Genomic DNA, 18,396 nt, shown 5'->3' on the forward strand with positions numbered 1-18,396 from the left:
GTCGGAGCTCAGCGTACGGCAGCGAGCATCCGGCTACTCGTGAAGTGCCGCGCGCAGGACCGGCCACGAATTGTGCAGATCCTCCTGCCAGTACCCCCACGAATGGGTGCCGTTCTCCCGGAAATCGAAGGTGGCCGCGATCCCCAATTCCTGGAAACGGTCGCGCAACTGCTGGGTGCAGGACCACGTCATCGCGTCGAGCGCACCACCGATGAGCAACTGGTCCAGCAGTTTTCGGGAATCCGAATCGATGCCCGGACCGTCCATGGTGTCGAGCGGGCCCGGCTGCCCGGTGCCGGTCGACACGTAGATGACGGTGCCGCGCAACCGTTCGGCATGCAGATACGGGTCGTTGGCGGCCCACGCCGGATCCGACGGCGGCCCCCACATATTCGCCGGATTGCCGCGTTTACCGGTCACGATGGCGCTGACCATCGCCTGCCCGAGCGGATCACTGGTCCGCACGCAACCGCTGTAGGAGCCGATCGCGCGATAGAGCCCCGGCGCGGCCAACGCCAAGCGGAACACCGCCGAACTCGCCATCGACAGTCCCGCGATGGCGTTCACACCGTTGCCGCCGAACGCCGAATCGATGATCGGCGGCAGCTCGCCGGTGAGGAAGGTGGTCCAGCGCTGCTTGCCCATGACCGGATCCTCGGCCCGCCAGTCCGCGAAGAACGTGCCGGCGCCGCCGACCGGCATCACCACATTCACCCGCTCACCGGTGAAGAACTGTTCCGCGTCGGTCTTGGTGAGCCAGTTGCTCCCGTCGCGCCACCGCCCCGTCTCGCTACCGCCGTCGACCCCGTTGAGCAGATACAGACTCGGCGCGGCCGTCGAATCGTCGGCTGCCGGGAGCACCGCGACCCGCACCTCGCTGCCCATCGCCTCCGAACGCACCGTCAGATTCACGACCCGCCCCGGCCCCGCCTCCGCCGCCGTCAATCGGGAACCGTCGGGCGCGGGCCGTGCCGTCGCCATGGCCCGCGCCGCGACCGATGTCCGCGGCTCGGCCGCCGCCGACCAGCACACCGCGTCGACCCCCACGACAACGGCGACGAGAAGGACCGCGCCGCGCACAGCGGCCAGTCCACACCGGACACCCACGCGGCACCTCCATCGACGCGGCATCTTTCGGCCCGACCCTAACCCCGTCGGATCCGCCGCGACGACGCCCGGCGCGCCTTTGGCTCATCTCGTCAACCCGAGCGTCCGCCATTGGCACAGAACACAATCGCGCTCCGGGTCACCCCGACGCCGAGGACGGTTCGGCATGATCGCGACGCAGATACGCACCGAGCAGAACGACCAATTCGTCCTCGAGTTGCCCGGACTCCACCGGCGCCCGCGCGGTGATGAGCCGATGCACGAGCGACTCCACCGCCGCCACGACTATCCGCGCACTGAGCGTGTTGTTCGCGACCGCCACCTCCGGATGACCGTCGAGCAGATGCGCGACCGCGCCGACCGCCAGATTCTCGCTGTCGTGCAACCGCGCCAGCAGCTCCGCCGAACGCGGCGCCTCCTCGAACAACACCCGGTGCAATCCCGGATCGGCGCGATGATTGTCGATCGTCGCACCGATGAACAGCCGGAGGATGTCATCGAGCCCCGCGGGCAGACCGCCCGCGAGCCGTTCCCGCAGAATCCGGCCACCCGCGTCGATATGCTCCTCCATCAGCGCGCGCAGTATCGCGTCCTTGTTCGGGAAATATTGGTACAGCGATCCGATCGACACCCCGGCCCGCTCCGCGATCCGATTGGTCGTCCCCGCCGCGTACCCGTGCTCGGAGAAAACGTGAGCCGCCGCATCGAGGATCCACCGCCTCGTCTGGGCGGCACGCTGCTGTTTGGGCTGCTTACGCGGCCGAAACCGGTCCGTCGGCGCGATGGCGGCCTCCCCTGTCGAAAGCGAGTAGTCGGCCCATCCATGATCACACAGAATTAGGCAACCCTAACTATCCACCTGCGGGAGTCCACGATGCGAACCATTCGAGTACAGACCGAACTACCGACCGACGCCGACCGGGTCTGGCAGGCGATGCGCTCACCGGCGACATTCCTGTACCTGTGCCGCGGACTGTTCGGCGTGCCCGCCCTCGCCGGCCGCGTCGAACCGTTCCGCGTCGGCGAACGCGGCACCGCATGGCTGTTCGCGTTCCACATCATTCCCGCGTACCGGCACACCATCGGCATCGTCGACATCGATGACGCCACCACGACGATTCGCACCAACGAACACGGCGGCATCATCAGGACCTGGAACCACACCCTGCACGTCGAGCGACTCGGCCCGGACCTGTGCCGCTACACCGACACCGTCGAGATCGACGCGGGATTCGCGACGCCCGTCGTGACCCTGGCGGCGGTCGGGATCTTCCGCTATCGGCAGCGGCGGTGGCGGAAACTGGTCGATCAGCATCTGCTGCGGCAGGGGCCCGCTTACGAGAGATGAGCGCTGGGATCCCGCTGCGTATTTCGGTCGGTCGTCGTCGGGGTGTGCCGAGGCCGGTATTCGAGTACGCGAATTTCATCAGCATGGCGGCGGGCGGCTGCGAATTCACATACCCGCATCGAGCGCGACCGCCGAGCCGCTCCCCTGAACCGTGCGTCCCTTCGCCGTCGACAGCTGTCGGGGCGCGCTACAGGATCAGCGGCATCTCGAATTCGGTGCGGGGATCCATCGGGTGCGACCGTGCTCCGACTACCTGCACGGCGGAACCCGTGAGACCGCGGAGGGCAGCCGCGGTCAGTCCACGCGGAACTCGATCGTGCCCGGCTCCGGCAGATGCGCGGTGCCGACGGTCAGGGTGGCGGTGAAATTGCCGACGCCGCCGGGGCGGAACATGGCCGAGCGGCCGATTCCCCAAGACCCCGGGCCCGGCACCGTGACGGTGCGCGAACCGGTCTCACCGGTGTCGAGATTGCGCCAGTCGAGCGTGATCGGCACCGAGCAGGCGCCGACCCCGTAGGTATTCGACCGAACCAGGAAACTGGCCAGGCCTCGACTTTCCGGACCGACACCCGCGTCGATCTGCGCGAGGCAGAGACCGCCCTCGGCGAGGGCATAGACGGTCGGGAAGTTGCGTACGTCGTACACCGCGGAGGCCGGTGCGGCAGTGGCGCACAGACCCGCCGCCGCGACAGAAGCGACGCCGATCGTCAATGCTGACCTTGTTGCATTCATCGATATCCTTTCGGGTGAATCCGTGCTGACCGCGCCGGGAAGGGTCTCACGAAGGACTACCCGTGTATCGACATAGCGAACAATTCGGTACACCAATGGGATTGGGGTCGTGTGAGCGGCGGTACCGGCGTGGTATCGGGCTGTCGGCAGGTCAGCACCGGGAACTTGCCGGTGTCAGAGGCACGTCGTATTCAAGGCAGAATCGGCCCGGATTCGGGTTCCGCTGCTTCCACTGCGGACCGGAAGCGTCGACGAACCGGCAGCAGAAAGCGAGGGCTTGCGCCGCCGGACATAGCGTCAGAGGACCAACCAACACGTTTGCAGATCATCGCTGTACCGAACCGGTCACCCACGTCCGCACGCGCGGGCTGCTCGCGTAGTCGGGTCCGCCCCGGGCATCGACCTCAGCCATGCAGGGTAGGGCGGTAGACGAGCTCTTGGATATTGCCGTCCAGTGTCCGGCTCTCGATCAGCTCCAGGTCGAAGTCGGCCGCGCCTCGGAAGATCGGGTCGGAACCGGTCCGACCTGTGATGACAGGGAAGATCGTCACCTGGACGCGGTCGACCAGGCCCGCGGCCATCAACGCCCGATTCATCGACAAACTGCCGTGCGAGCGCAACGGCACGTCGGACTCCTGCTTCAGCCGGGCGACGACATCGACGGCATCACCGCTGACGACGGTCGCGTCCGGCCAGTCGAGAGGCCCCTCCAGGGTGGTCGACACCACCGTCGCCGGGAGACTCCTCATCCGGGTGACCCAGGGGTCACGCACCGACTCCTCGGTAGCGTCGGCCAGTATCTGCGTGAACGCCCGATAGGTGTTGGCCCCGAACACCATCCGCTGCTCCGCCGCGTACAGGTCGAGTCGGTGGTCGAGCAGTTCGGGGCCTTGTTTTCCCCAGTAGCCGCCCCAGTCGCCACTGCTGGCGGTGCCGTACCCGTCGAGGCTGGAAAAGACATCGAAGGTGTAGGTGACGGTCATGACGCTCTCCTCGGGTGCGGTTGATCCTGTCTACGGGTAGAGACCGGGGACCACGGCGAAACTCATCGCCGGTGGCCGCTCGAGCCCAATCGTCCCGGATGCGGCGCAGAACTCGACCGGCAGTGACAGTGGTTTGCGGCCCACGCCGGATGCGTCTTGATGGCTCAACCTCGCGGGCAGGCGAGCGTGTGTCCGCGGTTCGACCTCTGGTCGATATCCGAGCGACCGGCCATCTTCACAAGCAGGCGCGGACCGTGCAGCCTACGGCCGACGCGGTGTCCGGCCTCCCACCAGCACGAGCCGTGCTCCGATACTCAGGCAATCACCCGGGAACCGAATGCGGCGAGTCTGAGAGAGAATGTAGGGGTGAGTGCAATCGGCAATGAGATCAGATATGAACTCGATGAACCGACAATCGGTGCATCGATGGCCGAAACCGAACTCGGCGGCGGCTGACCCATGTCTGATCAGGAAGTACCGGGACGGCATTCCGCGCCACGGGTCGAAGGGAAGAGATCCGACGCGCGGGATCAGCTACGCCGGGAACTCGAAGGAATGAGGTCTGCCGAAACCGATTCGGCGGGGACCGGAGAAGGCGGGTCGAAAGTCGTCCGGCTACCGCGTCGCCCGCGTCGCGTGACAGATGACGCCGACGGTCGTCCCCACAAGACCTGGCGTTCGGAAGGTGACAGCCTCTCCGATCCGCCACCGACCAGGCCCGTGCTCCGCTCGGAACTACAGCGCGAGACAGGGTGGTGGCCGGTCGACCCGGGCCCGCCCCGCCCCGCCGCCCCGACGGCTGATCCTGGCGATGCGGACCACGAGGCGACTGTCTTCGACCTGGACGTACTGCGACGCAAACGCGCCGGTGGCGATGCCGCGACCGTTAATATCCGCCCCCGCCGAGTCGACAACAGCCCCGGCAACAGGTCCGACACCGACGGTGACCGTGGCCGCAGCGGTGGCCCCGAATCTCCACCGACGGACGGACCTGCCGGGCAGCGATGATTTCCCGTGACGCCGTCACCTGCGTACCCGGGAATCACCCTGACATCATGTGAAACAGAGCGGAAGAACGTGTCCTCGCCATCCGAATCCCGGAAATGCGCGGTGCCGATTCCGTCCACCGAATCGGTAGTGACATCCGGCCCGCACGCGACCTATGCCTGGATGACCTCGATCTGCACCAACGCATTGAGCGAATCGCAACTGGCCCACGACTGATTCTGGCCGTACTGCACCGGGCCGTACTTCCAATAGACGAACGGGACCGGCCACGCGACGCACGTGAGCTTCACCTGATGCCAGGTCGGCAACTCACAATTCGCCATCCCCCCGGTATTGAAGACGTTGTAGAGGTGACAGTTCGCCTGCCACACCGGCACGTCGGCCTGGGCCACGCCGCCACCAGCGAGCACAGAGGCAGCGGTTGCGGCGACGACGACGACGCCTGCGGCGAATCGCTTCGCAGAGAGCATTTCGAAACCTCCTGAATCGATGTTGTCTGAAAGATCGCCAGCGGGTCGCAGATGTTACTCGGACCTTCATCGATGGTGCGTCGCGCGGCATTCGAGAGCCTTGCATACACCTGGTCCTCACTGGATAACACCACTACCTCGGGCCATGGCCGAGGTAGGTCAACGACCTCCACCTACGGGCGTTCGTGAGTTGCTCAGGATGAGCCGCGCTACACCAACTGGTTGCCTGGAGATCCCGAACTTCGATACCCGCAGGAGATCCCCTGCTGACCACCACCACCGCAGGCGGCATCGGAGACATCGCTGGTATCGGCAAATCACGGCACCGCCTGGGCAGCCAGAGTGGACGACTCCACCCACAGGTCCGCACTTCAACGCGGAGACCTCCTACGACCAGCCCCCGATTCACGAAACCGCCACTGTCGAAGGATATTTCATTCTCGACACAGGAATCGTCGTTGATCAACTCGATCACCGGACAGTCGTCTACCGTCACGAACCGCGCAACTGCGGCGATCACCCTTCCGGTGCCCGCAGCGCGCGTTCTCGCAGAATCTATTCGCGGAGGAGCGCTGTTCTAGATCGAAACCTCTCCAGAAAAACAAAAGCCCGCTGGTCAGCGGGTGTTTGCGGGGCGGGCGGGGCTCGAACCTGAGTTTGTTCAGGTCAACGGGTTTCGGCTGACTGCACCGCGCTGACCAGGCATGACGGTTGTGGGGATGGTGGATTTCACGCACTAACCGGCCGGTAGAGTCGGGGTTCGTGGCGTTCATCCGGCGGGTCCGCACAGCGTCCGGCGCGACTGCGGTCCAGGTCGCCGAATACACCAGCGGCCGCCGTCAACGCATCATCGCCCACATCGGGTCCGCCCACACCGACGCCGAACTCGGCATCCTGCTCGCCCGCGCCCGGGAACTGGTCGAAGACCGTGACCAGGGCCAACTCGACCTCGGTCTGGAACCGGTTCAGCCGCGTACGGCCCTGATCGGCGTACCAGCGGCACCGACGGACACCCTGCTCGAGACCACGCCGACCACCGCGTCGCCGGCTGGACCCGTCAGCCCGGGGCGGGTCACGGGCACCAGTTCCCGACTGCTGTTCGGTTCTCTGGCAACGGTTTACGACTCACTCGGCTTCACCACCGCCGTCGCCGACGACGTGTTCCGCGACCTCGTCATCGCGCGGCTGGTCGAGCCGACCTCGCTGGCCGACACCGGCCGGGTCCTCACCGAGATGGGCCGCGAACCCGCCTCCTACTCCACCCTGCGCCGCACGCTGGGCCGCGCCGTCAGCGCCGCCGATGGCTATCGCGACCGGATCGCCGAGGCGTGCTTCACCCACGCCACGACCAGCGGTGACGTGTCGCTGTGCCTCTACGACGTGACGACCCTGTATTTCGAGGCGGAGAAAGAAGACCAGCTCCGCAAGGTCGGCTACAGCAAGGAACGCCGCGTCGACCCGCAGATCGTGGTCGGATTGCTGGTCGACCGGAACGGATTCCCTTTGGAGATAGGCTGTTTCGAGGGCAACAAGGCCGAGAAACACACGGTCGTGCCGATCGTGCGGCAGTTCCAGGCACGGCACCGGCTCGCCTCGTTCGTGATCGTCGCTGACGCCGGCATGCTGTCAGCGGAGAACCTGACCGCTCTCGACGACGCCGATCTGCGGTTCATCGTCGGATCCCGCGTCACCAAAGCCCCGATCGATCTGGAATCCCACTTCCACTGGCATGGAGAGATATTCACCGACGGGCAGGTCATCGACACCGTCACCCCCAAACGCGGCGCGAACCTCGACAACAGTCCCTCGGTTCGCGCCGAACCGGTCTGGGACCCCGGCACCTATCCCGGATCGTGGCGGGCGGTCTGGGCCTACTCGACCAAACGCTGCCTCCGCGACAACCGCACCCTCAACGTCCAGGAAACCCGGGCGCGCGAGGTGATCGCGGGCGAGAAGGCCGACCGGGCACCGCGGTTCGTGAAAAACAGCAAGGCCGGCAAGACCCTCGACGAGGCCGCGCTCGCTCGGGCCCGCCGCCTGGCGGGCTTGAAAGGCTATGTGACCAACCTGCCGGTCGACATGATGGGCGCGGGTGAGGTGATCGGCTCCTACCACGATCTTTGGCATGTCGAGCAGTCGTTTCGCATGTCGAAGACCGATCTCGCCGCGCGGCCCATGTTCGCGCGGACCAGGGACGCGATCGAAGCTCATTTGACGATCGTGTTCACCGCGTTGGCGGTCGCACGCACCGCGCAGGACCGGACCGGTGAGAGCATCCGGGCAAACGTGCGGCGGCTACGGGTCCTGCGGTCGGCGACGATCACGATCAACGGCGCCGAGCAGACCTTCGACCCGCACATCCCGGCCGATGAGCAGGCACTTCTGGCAGCGATGCGGGGCTGACGTCACGCACTAAGCCAAATGAACAAACTCGGGAGCGCGCGTTCTCGCAGAATCCATTGGTGGAGGAGCGCTGTTCTAGATCGAAACCTCTCCAGAAAAACAAAACCCGCTGGTCACCGGGTGTTTGTGGGGCGGGCGGGGCTCGAACCCGCGACCAATGGAGTACAAGTCCATAGCTGGCGGATAACTTCACCGAGACCGTTGTGTCTTCGGATAAGTAGTTCTATCAGCACAGATGCCGAGCGGCTGCGGACTCTTGAATACGTTGGTGTTCCACCATATTCGATCACGTCTTGTTGAAAAAGTAGAGTAAATGTAGACCTCGATGAGTCAATAGACGTCGACGCTCGGGTTCACAGCCAGACTCCTCGCGATCCCGTGTCTAATCGAGCAAACTTTCGACAGCCGAGACCACAGAGTGTCGGCTGCGAAACAACCGGTCGGCTTGCCCGTAGTCCGCGTCAGGTACTCCGATGACTGGGTGAGATGAACTCGGATCACGGAGAATCGTACGATGGCCGGTAAAGTGAGCGCGGTTCGCGCACGGGCACGTACGAAGGCGGCCACGCTGCGCGCGTGGGCGAGCAAAGACTCCCGCGCGGCATTGGGCCGCCGCATCGGACGGATCCGATTGTTCACCGCAGTCGCCCTCGCCCTGCTGACCGGACTAAGTGCCGCGTTCGTCGCGTACGGTTTCCTGCGCTGGACCATCTCGGTCGATACGAAGAAGGATGCCGCAGAGATCGACGTCACCCGCGTCGCATTGACAGTCGTCGCGGGCGTCGGTGGCGTCGTCGCGTTGGTCATCGCATATCGACGCCAACGAGATATGGAAGAGTCTCGGTTCGTCGAGCGCTTTGGCGCTGCGGCTTCACAACTCGGCGCGACCGATGTCGCGGTTCGCATCGCCGGGGTGTATGCGATGGCGGGTGTCGCCGACGGATCCGACGGCCTGCACCGCCAGCAATGTATCAACGTACTGTGCGGATACCTGCGAATGCCTTACCGCCCTGAGTTTGGCGCCAACCACCAGAGCAAACTGATCCTCAAACAGCACCGTGCGAGTTCGGATGGCACACGCTCCGACGATCAGGAATGTCACCTCGAATACCGACACAACGATCGCGAAGTCCGCGCTACCATCGTCCGCGTCGTCGCTGACCATCTCCGCCCCACTGCCGAATCAAACTGGTCGTCATGCGACTTCGATTTTCGCACTGCACATCTTGAGAACATCGACCTCAGCAATGTGAAATTCTCGGGCGCTGCCAAGTTCGGTCGTGTGACTTTCTCCGGCTACGCCGAATTCGGCGGCGCCACCTTCCTCGGCCCGGCCGGGTTCGGCGGCGCGACCTTCCTGGGCACCGCCGGATTCGGCGGCACGACCTTCTCCGGCACCACTGGCTTCGGCAGCACAACCTTCTCCGACACCGCCAGATTCGGCGGCGCGACCTTCCTCGGCGCCGCCGGATTCGGCGGCACGACCTTCTCCGACACCGCCAGATTCGGCGGCGCGACCTTCCTCGGCGCCGCAGAGTTCGGTGGTACGACCTTCTCTGGCATAGCCGAGTTTCACAACGTGAGATTCGCCAGCACCGCCGAGTTCGGTGATGCAAAATTCTCCGGCGATGCCTCGTTTGTACAGGTAGATTTCGGCACTGAGGCCATCTCCTTTGTCAGGCCAAAGCAGTGGGGTCCTCCGGCACCGGCATTCGACTGGGACCAGGATCTCAGCCAGAAACCCACCAATGTCGAGCCACAAGATTGGCCGCCGATTGTCGTACCGGCCGCGTAGTCGAGGTAGCGGGAACAGCGGTGAGGTGGAAGATTTTTCAGTTGAGTTGAGCCAGTCCAGCGGTGACTTACGATGCGGGGAGGTTGCATGAGTGCGGGGCAAAGTTCGTTCTTGCCGGTAGCGGTGCCGATCGCGGTGGCGGGGGTATCGAGTACTGGGCTAGCAGTGGTGGTGAACCTGGCAACAGGCGGCGGTCCGTTGTGGATGTGGACGCTCGTCGCAGCATTGACCGTGGCTGGCATCGCGACCTCGGTATGGCAGTTCCAAAGGCAGCAGTCCACCACAACGCCACCCGAGCCTTCACGCTCGATAGAAGCCTCCGGTGACCGCAGCGCTGCGGTAGGCGGTGACGCAGCGTTGGTCAGCACCGGTGACAACGTCCCTACGTTGCCGATAGCGCCACCGTCGGGCTCATCGGCTGCGCCTGCGTCAGGGACTGTGACAGCGGGGGGAACACGTTCGGTCGCAATCGGCGGGAATGCTGGCAGCATCTCCACTGGTGATCAGCCCGGACCGCCCTCACCGTGAAAAATGACGATCCAGGCCAGCAGCAGCCCGCCATCCCGTCCGAGACGGTTTCTGCTTGCGGTGTGCACGCGGAAGGCCCCCGTTCGGTTGCTGTTGGAGGAGACGCTCGGCTAATCCAGACCGGGGACAATGCCAGCGTCCAGGTTGTAGAGCTTTCGGTGGGGGCATTCCCGCCCATCGCTGAAGTCGACGCCCCACCCGGGATCGACAAGCCGCCAGCCTGGCCAGGGCCGTTTGTCGGGCGCGAAGTCGAGCTCGGCCAGCTCGACACCGTTCTCGGCGAGCCCGGGCCGGTAGTAGTAGCTGTGCATGGGCTGGGCGGGATCGGCAAGAGCACCCTGATCGCGCGGTGGGCCTACGATCGACCGCACGGATACTCCCCGATCCTGTGGATCGGAGCGGACACTGCGGCCGAGATCACGCAGGGTCTGGCGGATTTCGCAACCGCGTTGCAGCCCGTGCTGGCGAAGGTGCTGGATATCGAGCAACTGGCCGAGCGCGGTTCGCAGTGGCTGGCAACCCACACTGGGTGGCTGCTGATCCTTGACAACGTCCACAGCCTCACCGACATCGAACCGCTGCTTGCGCGTGCCAAAGCTGGCGGTCGAATCATCATCACCAGTCGTCGAGCGACCGGGTGGCCGTCGGGCATTGCGGTCGTGCGCTTGGATGTCCTCGCCCCTGAGAAGTCCCGGCAGTTGCTTATCAGTCTGCTTACGATGGCCGGTCCTCGCGATGAGAGCGGTGCCGCCGAATTGTGCAGCGCGCTGGGGCATCTGCCGCTGGCGATCGAACAGGCTGGCGCGTATCTGGCACAGAACCCGTTCATCACCCCGCGGACTTACCTGACAATGCTCACCGATTATCCCGCCGACATGTTCGGGCGGGCCGCCGTCGATTCCGATCCCGATCGCGCCATCGCACGGATCTGGCGGGTGACCTTGGACCGGATCACCGCCATCCAACCAGCGGCGGGTGACCTACTGCGCACACTGGCCTGGTACGGCCCAGATGCTATCCCCCTCACTTTATGCCAAGCTCTGGCGGATCCGCCCACGCTCAACACCGCGATCGGCATCCTCACCGCCTACAGCATGATCACCCCGGACCCTGAACGCGCACGGCTGTCGATACACCGACTTGTGCAGGCAGTGGCCCGCACCCCAGATCTTAACGACCCCCACCGCAATCCCGCAGTGATCGAGCTAGCCCGCGACCGTGCGGCACGCAACTTGAGTGCCGAGTTACCTGACCACTTGGACCCGGCCACTTGGCCGAGCTGGCGAGCGCTGTTGCCCCACATCGACGCCCTCAGTAGTCACGTACGCAGCCTCCCGCCAACAATCACTGTCGCTGCGGTCCTCAGTGCTACCGGACATTTTCTGCTCGGCCAGGGCCTACACACCAGCGCGCTGGTCTACCTCCACCAAGCCCTCACCGACCAAGAGCAGATGCTGGGAATCGATTATCCCGACACCCTGACCACACGCAACAACCTCGCCTATACCTACAGAGGGGTGGGACGAGTCCTTGAGGCGATCGAACTGTTCGAGCAGACCCTCACCGACCGCGAACGAATACTGGGAGACCAGCACCCCGACACCCTGACCACACGCCACTACCTGGCCCACACCTACAGTTCGATCGGTCGGCTGGACGACGCGATCGAGCTGTACGAGCAGACCCTCACCGACCGCGAACGAACACTGGGAGACCAGCACCCCGACACCCTGCACTCCCGCCACAGCCTCGCCTATAGCTACAGGGCAGTAGGGCGGCTCGCCGAGACGATCGAGTTGTTCGAGCGGAACCTCACCGACCGCGAACAAACACTGGGAAGCCTGCACCCCGACACTTTGCACTCCCGCCACAGCCTCAGCGGTGCATACAGGGCTGTGGGACGGCTCGACGAGGCAATCGACTTGTTCCAGAGAACCCTCACCGACCGCGAACGAACACTAGGCGACGAACACCCCGACACCCTGCACTCCCGCCACAACCTCGCCTACACCTACGAAGCGGTGGGACGGCTCGACGAGGCAATCGACTTGTTCCAGAGAACCCTCACCGACCGCGAGGGGATCCTCGGCGACGAACACCCCGACACTCTGAATTCACGCAATAACCTCGGAAGTGCATACACGTCGATGGGACGAGCCACCGACGCGATCGAATTGCTCAAGCAGACCCTCACCGACCGCGAACGAATACTGGGAGACCAGCACCCCGACACGCTGACCACTCGCAACAACCTTGGCATCGCCTACAGATCGGCGGGACAAGTCACGGCGGCGATCGAGTTGCTCGAGCAGATCCTCACCGACCGCGAACGGGTTCTCCTCACCAATCACCCCGACGTACTGACCTCACGCAACCACCTCGCCTACACCTATTTGTTGGCAGGACGGCTGGACGAGGCGATCGAGTTGTTCGCGCGGACTCTCTCAGATCGCGAGCGGCTACTGGGTCACGAGCACCCGCACACCTTGACCACCCGCCACAACCTCGCTGACGCCTACGTCGCGGCGGGAAGGTCGAATGACGCGATCAACTTATACGAGCAGACCCTCGCTGACAGCGAACGAATCCTCGGGCCTGAACATCCGAGCATCAGAATGATCCGCGATCACCTCGCTGTCGCACGGAAGCAACAGCCGTCTGATTGATAGGGCACCCTGGTTCCTGGCTCGCAGCGCGTGAGGTCGGTGGTGTGGATGGTGAATCGTGTTCCGTGCCGGGGCTTGTGGGGGTTAGGGTGATCATCCACGCGGTCACCGCTACGCTTCGTGTTCAATTTCGTGTGGACAATGCCGAGGAGGGGAACTCGATATGCCGAATCTCGATGAGCAGGTGCAGATCCACACCGACGGCGGGCCCGAGGCTGCCGAGCAGCTAATGGACTGGCTGCGTGACGAGGACGCACTGCGTGGCCTGGTCCGGCTGACTCGCGCACCGATCCGCGAAGGCGATCTCGGAGGAGTCGCCGAGATCCTCACCGTCGTTGTCACCGGAGGTGCCACCGTCACCGCGCTGGCACGAACCCTGACCACCTGGCTGACCCACCGCCGCTCCGACCTCAATCTCACCATCACCCGCGGAGAAGTCTCGGTGAAGATCGACGGCAAACGCCTCGACGCCAAAACCGTACTGCGACAGATCCAGGAACTGACCGGCCCCGCCACTCCGCCGCAGTGACCACCCGCCAACCACAGCGTGAGCACTCTCGCGCGGTGCTGATCGGCGCCGGTACCTACGACCGGCCCGATCAGCTACACCCGATTCCGGCAGCCGCCAACAACCTCGATGACCTCCATCGGCTGCTCAGTGGCCCCGGTGGTGTCCTGGACCCGGACAACTGCCGCAGAGTGTTGAATCCGGCAAGTCTTGCAGAGATCGGCAACCTGATCGAGCATGCCGCCGAACAAGCCGCAGACACCCTGATCGTTTATTACACCGGCCACGGGATTCTCGATTCCCGCGGACGGTTACATCTGGCCTTGACCAACACCGACCCTGAACGTACCCGCTGGACCGCGCTATCGATCGCCACAATCCGTGAAGCAATCGCCGAAAGCAGTGCCAGCACCCGTATTCTGCTCCTGGACTGCTGCTTCTCCGGGCGCGCTCTCGACGCGTTGACGGATGGGCCCGACGCCGTCCTCGGCCAAGCCGACATCGCAGGCACTTACACAATCACCTCGTCCTCCCGCACCGAAACCTCCTACGCCCCACCTGGACACCGCAACACCGCCTTCACTGCCGCACTCCTCGCCGCCGCGACCCAGCACCCCGGCGTCGCTCTCGACGACCTCTACCTCCATACTCAGCAGCATCTGCGCCGCCACGCACACCCCGAACCTCGACGTCGAGCAGACAACAACGCTGGTCGGATCGTTCTCTTCCCTCGCACGACCTCGATCCCTGGCCCCTCCGAGCCTGCCGCCCAAGTCGTCTCGGGCATCGAGGGAACCGAGAACACAGCAGACAAGGCCGCAGCGACCAGTAGCGAAACGCTGGGTCCCGCCGAAGCGCAACGATCTGCGGGCGATGCATTCTCTCCGGCAGCAGAGACCGTTCCGTCGCTCGAAGACATACGCGCGGGGCTTCTTAGCAGGCAAGAGCAGGAACACAAAACCAAGCTAGGTGTCTACGAACGCATCCTCACTGACGCCTCCCGTGGCGCGCTCTTCGCTGCTCTGAGGCTGGCGATCGAGGAAGAGGTCATCAGCGCACACGGCGTCCGATCGGTCGTGTGGGATACCGATCTGTACTACCGATTCCTTGTCGACCCTGACGAGGACAAATTGACGGTCCTCCTCGAAAAGCAGGACGGTGCGCTCATCTCCACACAGGTCTGGGAGCCTGACGAAGCTATCACCAGTTTCTATCTGGAGCTCGTCGAGGCTGTGCGTGCCGCAGGTGAGGATCGTGGCGTACTTCTGAACGATCCCACCGAATCAGTTATCCGTCTGAGCAAACTGCTCGTCGAGGTCGCCAATCTACGCGCGCAATCCCCGATGGGATATCGCGACACGATACGAAAGGTGTTCCAGAAGGCAGAGTTCGGTGGGCCCGAGGATGCGTGGTTCTTCACCGAAAGAGCATTGATACCCGCACACCGACCCCACTACGAGGTCCTCTACAGCCGACTCGACGAGATGGACTGGAGCGATCACCTGCGGGGAAAGGGCTGGTATAGCGCTGATCAGGCACTGCACCTTGCCCGCTTGCTGGCACCGAAGCTCGCAGCTGATCAGGCTGAATCAACTGGGTTCGGATCCGCTCCGTCGCCTTCACCCCAACCCTCGCCGCCCGCGCCGGTGTTAGCAGTGGGGCCGCGCAGTGTCGCGGTGGGTCGTGACGCGGTCTCGATAAGCACCGGTGACAACACTGCTGCCACTCTGATGCCTCCGTTCCTAGCACCGGTTTCGCAGGATCCCGCTCCGCAGGATGAGTCTGCACCGCAGTCGGTGTCGGCAATCGGTCAGCGTTCGGTCGCGGTAGGGCGCGACGCGGGCACTATCTCCACCGGCGACCAGCCGCCCAGACCGGCCGCGCCGTGACAGCGCCTGGGCAAGATGGAACGTCCGGCCTTCCGCTGGCGGGCGGTGATGTCGCAGGTCGGGTGCAGGCTACAGCTGAGCGTTCGGTCGCGGTCGGCCGGGACGCCAATCTGATCCAGACCGGTGACCATGCCACCGCACGGGTGATCCAAGTGCCAGCCGATGCCTTCCGGCCTATGGCCGAGGTCGAAGCGCCACCAGGCATAGACAATCCGGAGCCGCCACCGGGATGGTTCGTAGGGCGCGAAACCGAACTGGCCCGGCTAAATACCGCACTGGCCGGTGGTGGCGGATCGGTGGTGATGGCCGCGGTGCACGGACTGGGCGGCGTCGGCAAGTCCAGCCTGGCAGCCCACTGGGTGCACACCCACGCTCATGGGTGCGCACCGATCGTGTGGATCCATGCCGACTCCCCGGCCGGTGTCGAGCGGGGGCTGGCGGAGTTCGCATCCCGGTTGCAGCCCGCGCTGACCGAGGTGCTGACCGTGCAGGATCTGGCCGAGCGGGGAATGCAGTGGCTGGCCACCCATACCGGGTGGCTGCTGATCCTGGACAACGTCGAGAACCCAGCCGACGTCAGCTCGTTACTTGGCCGTGCCCGCACGGGGCGGGTGCTGATCACCGGACGGTTGTCACCGCCCTGGCAGCCCGGCACGACGGTGATCTCCCTCGACGTTCTCACCGCCGAGGAAGCAGAGCAGCTGCTGATCGGGTCGGCCACCGCAGGTGGGCCACGTGATCTGGACGGGGTCACCGAATTGTGTGCGGCACTGGGGTATCTGCCGCTAGCCGTCGAACAGGTCGGGGCATACCTGGCCCATCAGCGGTTCACCACCCCACGCGCCTATCTGCAACTACTCACCGTCATGCCTGGACCCACCTTCGACCGCGCCGCCGCTGGCACTGATCCGCAGCGCACGATCGCCCGGATCTGGCGGGTCACCCTTGACCGCATCACCGAGACCGAACCCGCCGCAGTGGATTTGCTGCGCATCCTGGCCTGGTATGGGCCCGACAACATCCCGATCACCCTCTGCCGCAACCCGGCCGATCAAGCAGCTGTCGATGCCGCGCTCGGGACCTTGGCGGCTTACAGCATGATCACCCTCGACCCGGGCGGGGCCACACTGTCGATCCACCGACTCGTGCAAGCCGTCGCCCGCACCCCCGACCTCACTAACCCGGACCACCCACCGGACGCGATCGAACGCGCCCGCACCCGCGCCGCTGAGACCCTACACTCTGTCCTGCCCGACTGGCGAGACCCGGCCACCTGGTCGGCCTGGCGAGCGCTGCTGCCCCATATCGACGCCCTCACCAGTCACACAACCGTCAGCAGCGAAGTGAACGCTATCGTTCGGATCCGCAGTCATACTGGGCTATTCCTGAGCGGTCAGGGCCTGCATACTCGCGCCCTTACTCACCTTCACCACACCCTCGCCGACCGCGAGCGGATCCTCGGGCCCGAGCACCCCGACACCCTGACTGCCCGCGGTAACCTCGCCAACGCCTACCGGTCGGCAGGCAGGTTCGCTGAGGCGATCCTTGTGATCGAGCAGAACCTCACCGACTGTGCGCGGATCCTCGGCCTTGAGCACCCCGACACCCTGGCCTCGCGTAGTAACCTCGCCAGCGCCTACCAATCGGCAGGCCGCACCGTCGAGGCGATCCCCTTATTCGAGCAGAACCTCACCGACTGCACGCGGATCCTCGGCCTTGAGCACCCCGACACCCTGATCTCGCGTGGCAACCTCGCCAGCGCCTACCAGTCGGCGGGCCGCATCACCGAGGCCACCACCCTGATCGAGCACAATCTCACAGACTCCGAGCGAGTGCTCGGGCCCGAGCACCCCGACACCTTGACCTCGCGCGGCAACCTCGCCAGCGCCTACCAATCGGCGGGCCGCATCACCGAGGCTATTCCCCTCTACGAGCACACCTTCGCCGACCGGGAACGGATCCTCGGGCCCGAGCATCCCAGCACCTTGACCTCGTGTCACAACCTCGCCAGCGCCTATCGGTCGGCGGGCCGCATCGCCGAGGCGATCCCCCTGATCGAACAGAACCTCGCCAACTGCGAGCGGATCCTCGGCCCCGAGCACCCCGACACCCTGACCTACCGCGGCAACCTCGCTGGCGCCTATCGGTCGGCGGGCCGCATCGCCGAGGCGATCCCCCTGATCGAACAGAACCTCACAGACTTCGAGCGAGTGCTCGGGCCCGAGCACCCCGACACCTTGGTCTCACGTGGCAACCTCGCTAACGCCTACCAATCGGCAGGCCGCGTCGGCGAGGCCATCCCTCTGATCGAACGGAACCTCGCCGATTGCGAGCGGATCCTCGGGCCCGAGCACCCCGACACCCTCACCTCGCGCGGCAACCTCGCTGGCGCCTACCAATCGGCGGGCCGCATCGCCGAGGCCATCGTAATGTTCGAGCAGAACCTAACAGACCGCGAGCGAGTGCACGGGCCCGCGCACCCAAACACTCTGACCGCTGGCGGCAACCTCGCTGGCGCGTATTGGTCAGCGGGCCGCATCGGCGAAGCCATCCCCCTGATCGAACAGAACCTCGCCAACTGCGAGCGGATCCTCGGCCCCGAGCACCCCGACACCCTGACCTACCGCGGCAACCTCGCTGGCGCCTATCGGTCGGCGGGCCGCATCGGCGAAGCCATCCCTCTGATCGAACGGAACCTCGCCGATTGCGAGCGGATCCTCGGGCCCGAGCACCCCAACACCCTGACCTCGCGTGGCAACCTCGCCGCTGCGCGGCAGCGGCAGGCTTCTCGCTGACCAGCACCAGGCGCTTCTGCTGTATATTCATTTGTCCAGTTGGGGCAGAGCCCAGTCTGACACGACCGACCGGAAACAAGCTGCGTCAGAATAGAGTTCGATATTTCGTTGCTTGGCACTTGTCCGCTGGGATCTCAGAGTCCAATCTGACATAGCCGGTGCCG

At 64.8% G+C, this 18,396-nt stretch carries 12 protein-coding genes and 1 pseudogene; 7 read left to right on the forward strand and 6 right to left on the reverse strand.

Features of this window, described 5'->3' with window-relative positions:
• Nucleotides 1–33: 33 nt before the first annotated feature.
• The 3 genes and pseudogenes from DAT37_RS05145 to DAT37_RS46340 all read right to left on the reverse strand — a co-directional run.
• Nucleotides 34–1,107, reverse strand: a complete 1,074-nt coding sequence (locus DAT37_RS05145) for an alpha/beta hydrolase (protein ID WP_232839527.1) — start codon at nt 1,105–1,107, stop codon at nt 34–36.
• A 139-nt stretch (nt 1,108–1,246) separates the two neighbouring features.
• Entirely contained in the window at nt 1,247–1,738 is a 492-nt protein-coding gene (locus DAT37_RS05150; RefSeq protein WP_232839528.1) for a TetR/AcrR family transcriptional regulator, read from the reverse strand.
• A pseudogene (locus DAT37_RS46340) lies at nt 1,739–1,945 on the reverse strand (TetR family transcriptional regulator); the annotation flags it as partial. It abuts the gene before it with no gap.
• Between the two features lie 36 nt (nt 1,946–1,981).
• Here DAT37_RS46340 and DAT37_RS05155 point away from each other — a divergent pair.
• A complete protein-coding gene (locus tag DAT37_RS05155) occupies nt 1,982–2,455 on the forward strand; it encodes a hypothetical protein (protein ID WP_109523537.1) in 474 nt (157 codons plus the stop codon).
• 294 nt (nt 2,456–2,749) lie between these two features.
• Here the strand turns inward: DAT37_RS05155 and DAT37_RS05160 are convergent, their stop codons facing one another.
• The 3 genes from DAT37_RS05160 to DAT37_RS05170 all read right to left on the reverse strand — a co-directional run bounded on the left by DAT37_RS05160 (nt 2,750) and on the right by DAT37_RS05170 (nt 5,648).
• On the reverse strand, nt 2,750–3,187 hold the full coding sequence (locus DAT37_RS05160; protein ID WP_109523538.1) for a hypothetical protein: 438 nt from the start codon (nt 3,185–3,187) through the stop codon (nt 2,750–2,752).
• A gap of 404 nt (nt 3,188–3,591) precedes the next feature.
• Nucleotides 3,592–4,170, reverse strand: coding sequence for a dihydrofolate reductase family protein (locus tag DAT37_RS05165; protein WP_109523539.1), 579 nt, complete (start codon nt 4,168–4,170; stop codon nt 3,592–3,594).
• Between the two features lie 1,160 nt (nt 4,171–5,330).
• Complete coding sequence (locus DAT37_RS05170) at nt 5,331–5,648, reverse strand: hypothetical protein (RefSeq protein WP_109523540.1); 318 nt, start codon at nt 5,646–5,648, stop codon at nt 5,331–5,333.
• 762 nt (nt 5,649–6,410) lie between these two features.
• On the opposite strand from DAT37_RS05170, the gene DAT37_RS05175 reads away from it, so the two are divergent.
• The 6 genes from DAT37_RS05175 to DAT37_RS05195 all read left to right on the forward strand — a co-directional run bounded on the left by DAT37_RS05175 (nt 6,411) and on the right by DAT37_RS05195 (nt 18,232).
• Nucleotides 6,411–8,051, forward strand: coding sequence for an IS1634 family transposase (locus DAT37_RS05175; RefSeq protein ID WP_109523541.1), 1,641 nt, complete (start codon nt 6,411–6,413; stop codon nt 8,049–8,051).
• A 514-nt stretch (nt 8,052–8,565) separates the two neighbouring features.
• Nucleotides 8,566–9,846: a pentapeptide repeat-containing protein gene (locus tag DAT37_RS05180; RefSeq protein ID WP_109523542.1), complete on the forward strand. Its 1,281-nt coding sequence runs from the start codon at nt 8,566–8,568 to the stop codon at nt 9,844–9,846.
• A 524-nt stretch (nt 9,847–10,370) separates the two neighbouring features.
• Nucleotides 10,371–13,040 (forward strand): tetratricopeptide repeat protein, encoded by a 2,670-nt coding sequence (locus DAT37_RS05185; protein WP_232839529.1) that lies wholly within the window; start codon nt 10,371–10,373, stop codon nt 13,038–13,040.
• Between the two features lie 163 nt (nt 13,041–13,203).
• Complete coding sequence (locus DAT37_RS43835) at nt 13,204–13,569, forward strand: effector-associated constant component EACC1 (RefSeq protein WP_157978280.1); 366 nt, start codon at nt 13,204–13,206, stop codon at nt 13,567–13,569.
• A gap of 35 nt (nt 13,570–13,604) precedes the next feature.
• Nucleotides 13,605–15,437, forward strand: coding sequence for a caspase family protein (locus DAT37_RS05190; protein ID WP_157978281.1), 1,833 nt, complete (start codon nt 13,605–13,607; stop codon nt 15,435–15,437).
• 176 nt (nt 15,438–15,613) lie between these two features.
• Nucleotides 15,614–18,232, forward strand: coding sequence for a tetratricopeptide repeat protein (locus DAT37_RS05195; RefSeq protein WP_109523544.1), 2,619 nt, complete (start codon nt 15,614–15,616; stop codon nt 18,230–18,232).
• Nucleotides 18,233–18,396: the final 164 nt, after the last annotated feature.

Origin of the sequence: Nocardia aurea (assembly GCF_003123685.1) — a bacterium.
Classification (GTDB): domain Bacteria; phylum Actinomycetota; class Actinomycetes; order Mycobacteriales; family Mycobacteriaceae; genus Nocardia; species Nocardia aurea.

Excerpts from the sequence above, each read along its gene's own strand:
- DAT37_RS05160 (WP_109523538.1), bottom strand. The coding sequence starts at position 3,187 with ATGAATGCAACAAGGTCAGCATTGACGATCGGCGTCGCTTCTGTCGCG.
- DAT37_RS05170 (WP_109523540.1), bottom strand. The coding sequence starts at position 5,648 with ATGCTCTCTGCGAAGCGATTCGCCGCAGGCGTCGTCGTCGTCGCCGCA.
- DAT37_RS05155 (WP_109523537.1), top strand. The coding sequence starts at position 1,982 with ATGCGAACCATTCGAGTACAGACCGAACTACCGACCGACGCCGACCGG.
- DAT37_RS43835 (WP_157978280.1), top strand. The coding sequence starts at position 13,204 with ATGCCGAATCTCGATGAGCAGGTGCAGATCCACACCGACGGCGGGCCC.
- DAT37_RS05165 (WP_109523539.1), bottom strand. The coding sequence starts at position 4,170 with ATGACCGTCACCTACACCTTCGATGTCTTTTCCAGCCTCGACGGGTAC.
- DAT37_RS05195 (WP_109523544.1), top strand. The coding sequence starts at position 15,614 with ATGGCCGAGGTCGAAGCGCCACCAGGCATAGACAATCCGGAGCCGCCA.
- DAT37_RS05180 (WP_109523542.1), top strand. The coding sequence starts at position 8,566 with ATGGCCGGTAAAGTGAGCGCGGTTCGCGCACGGGCACGTACGAAGGCG.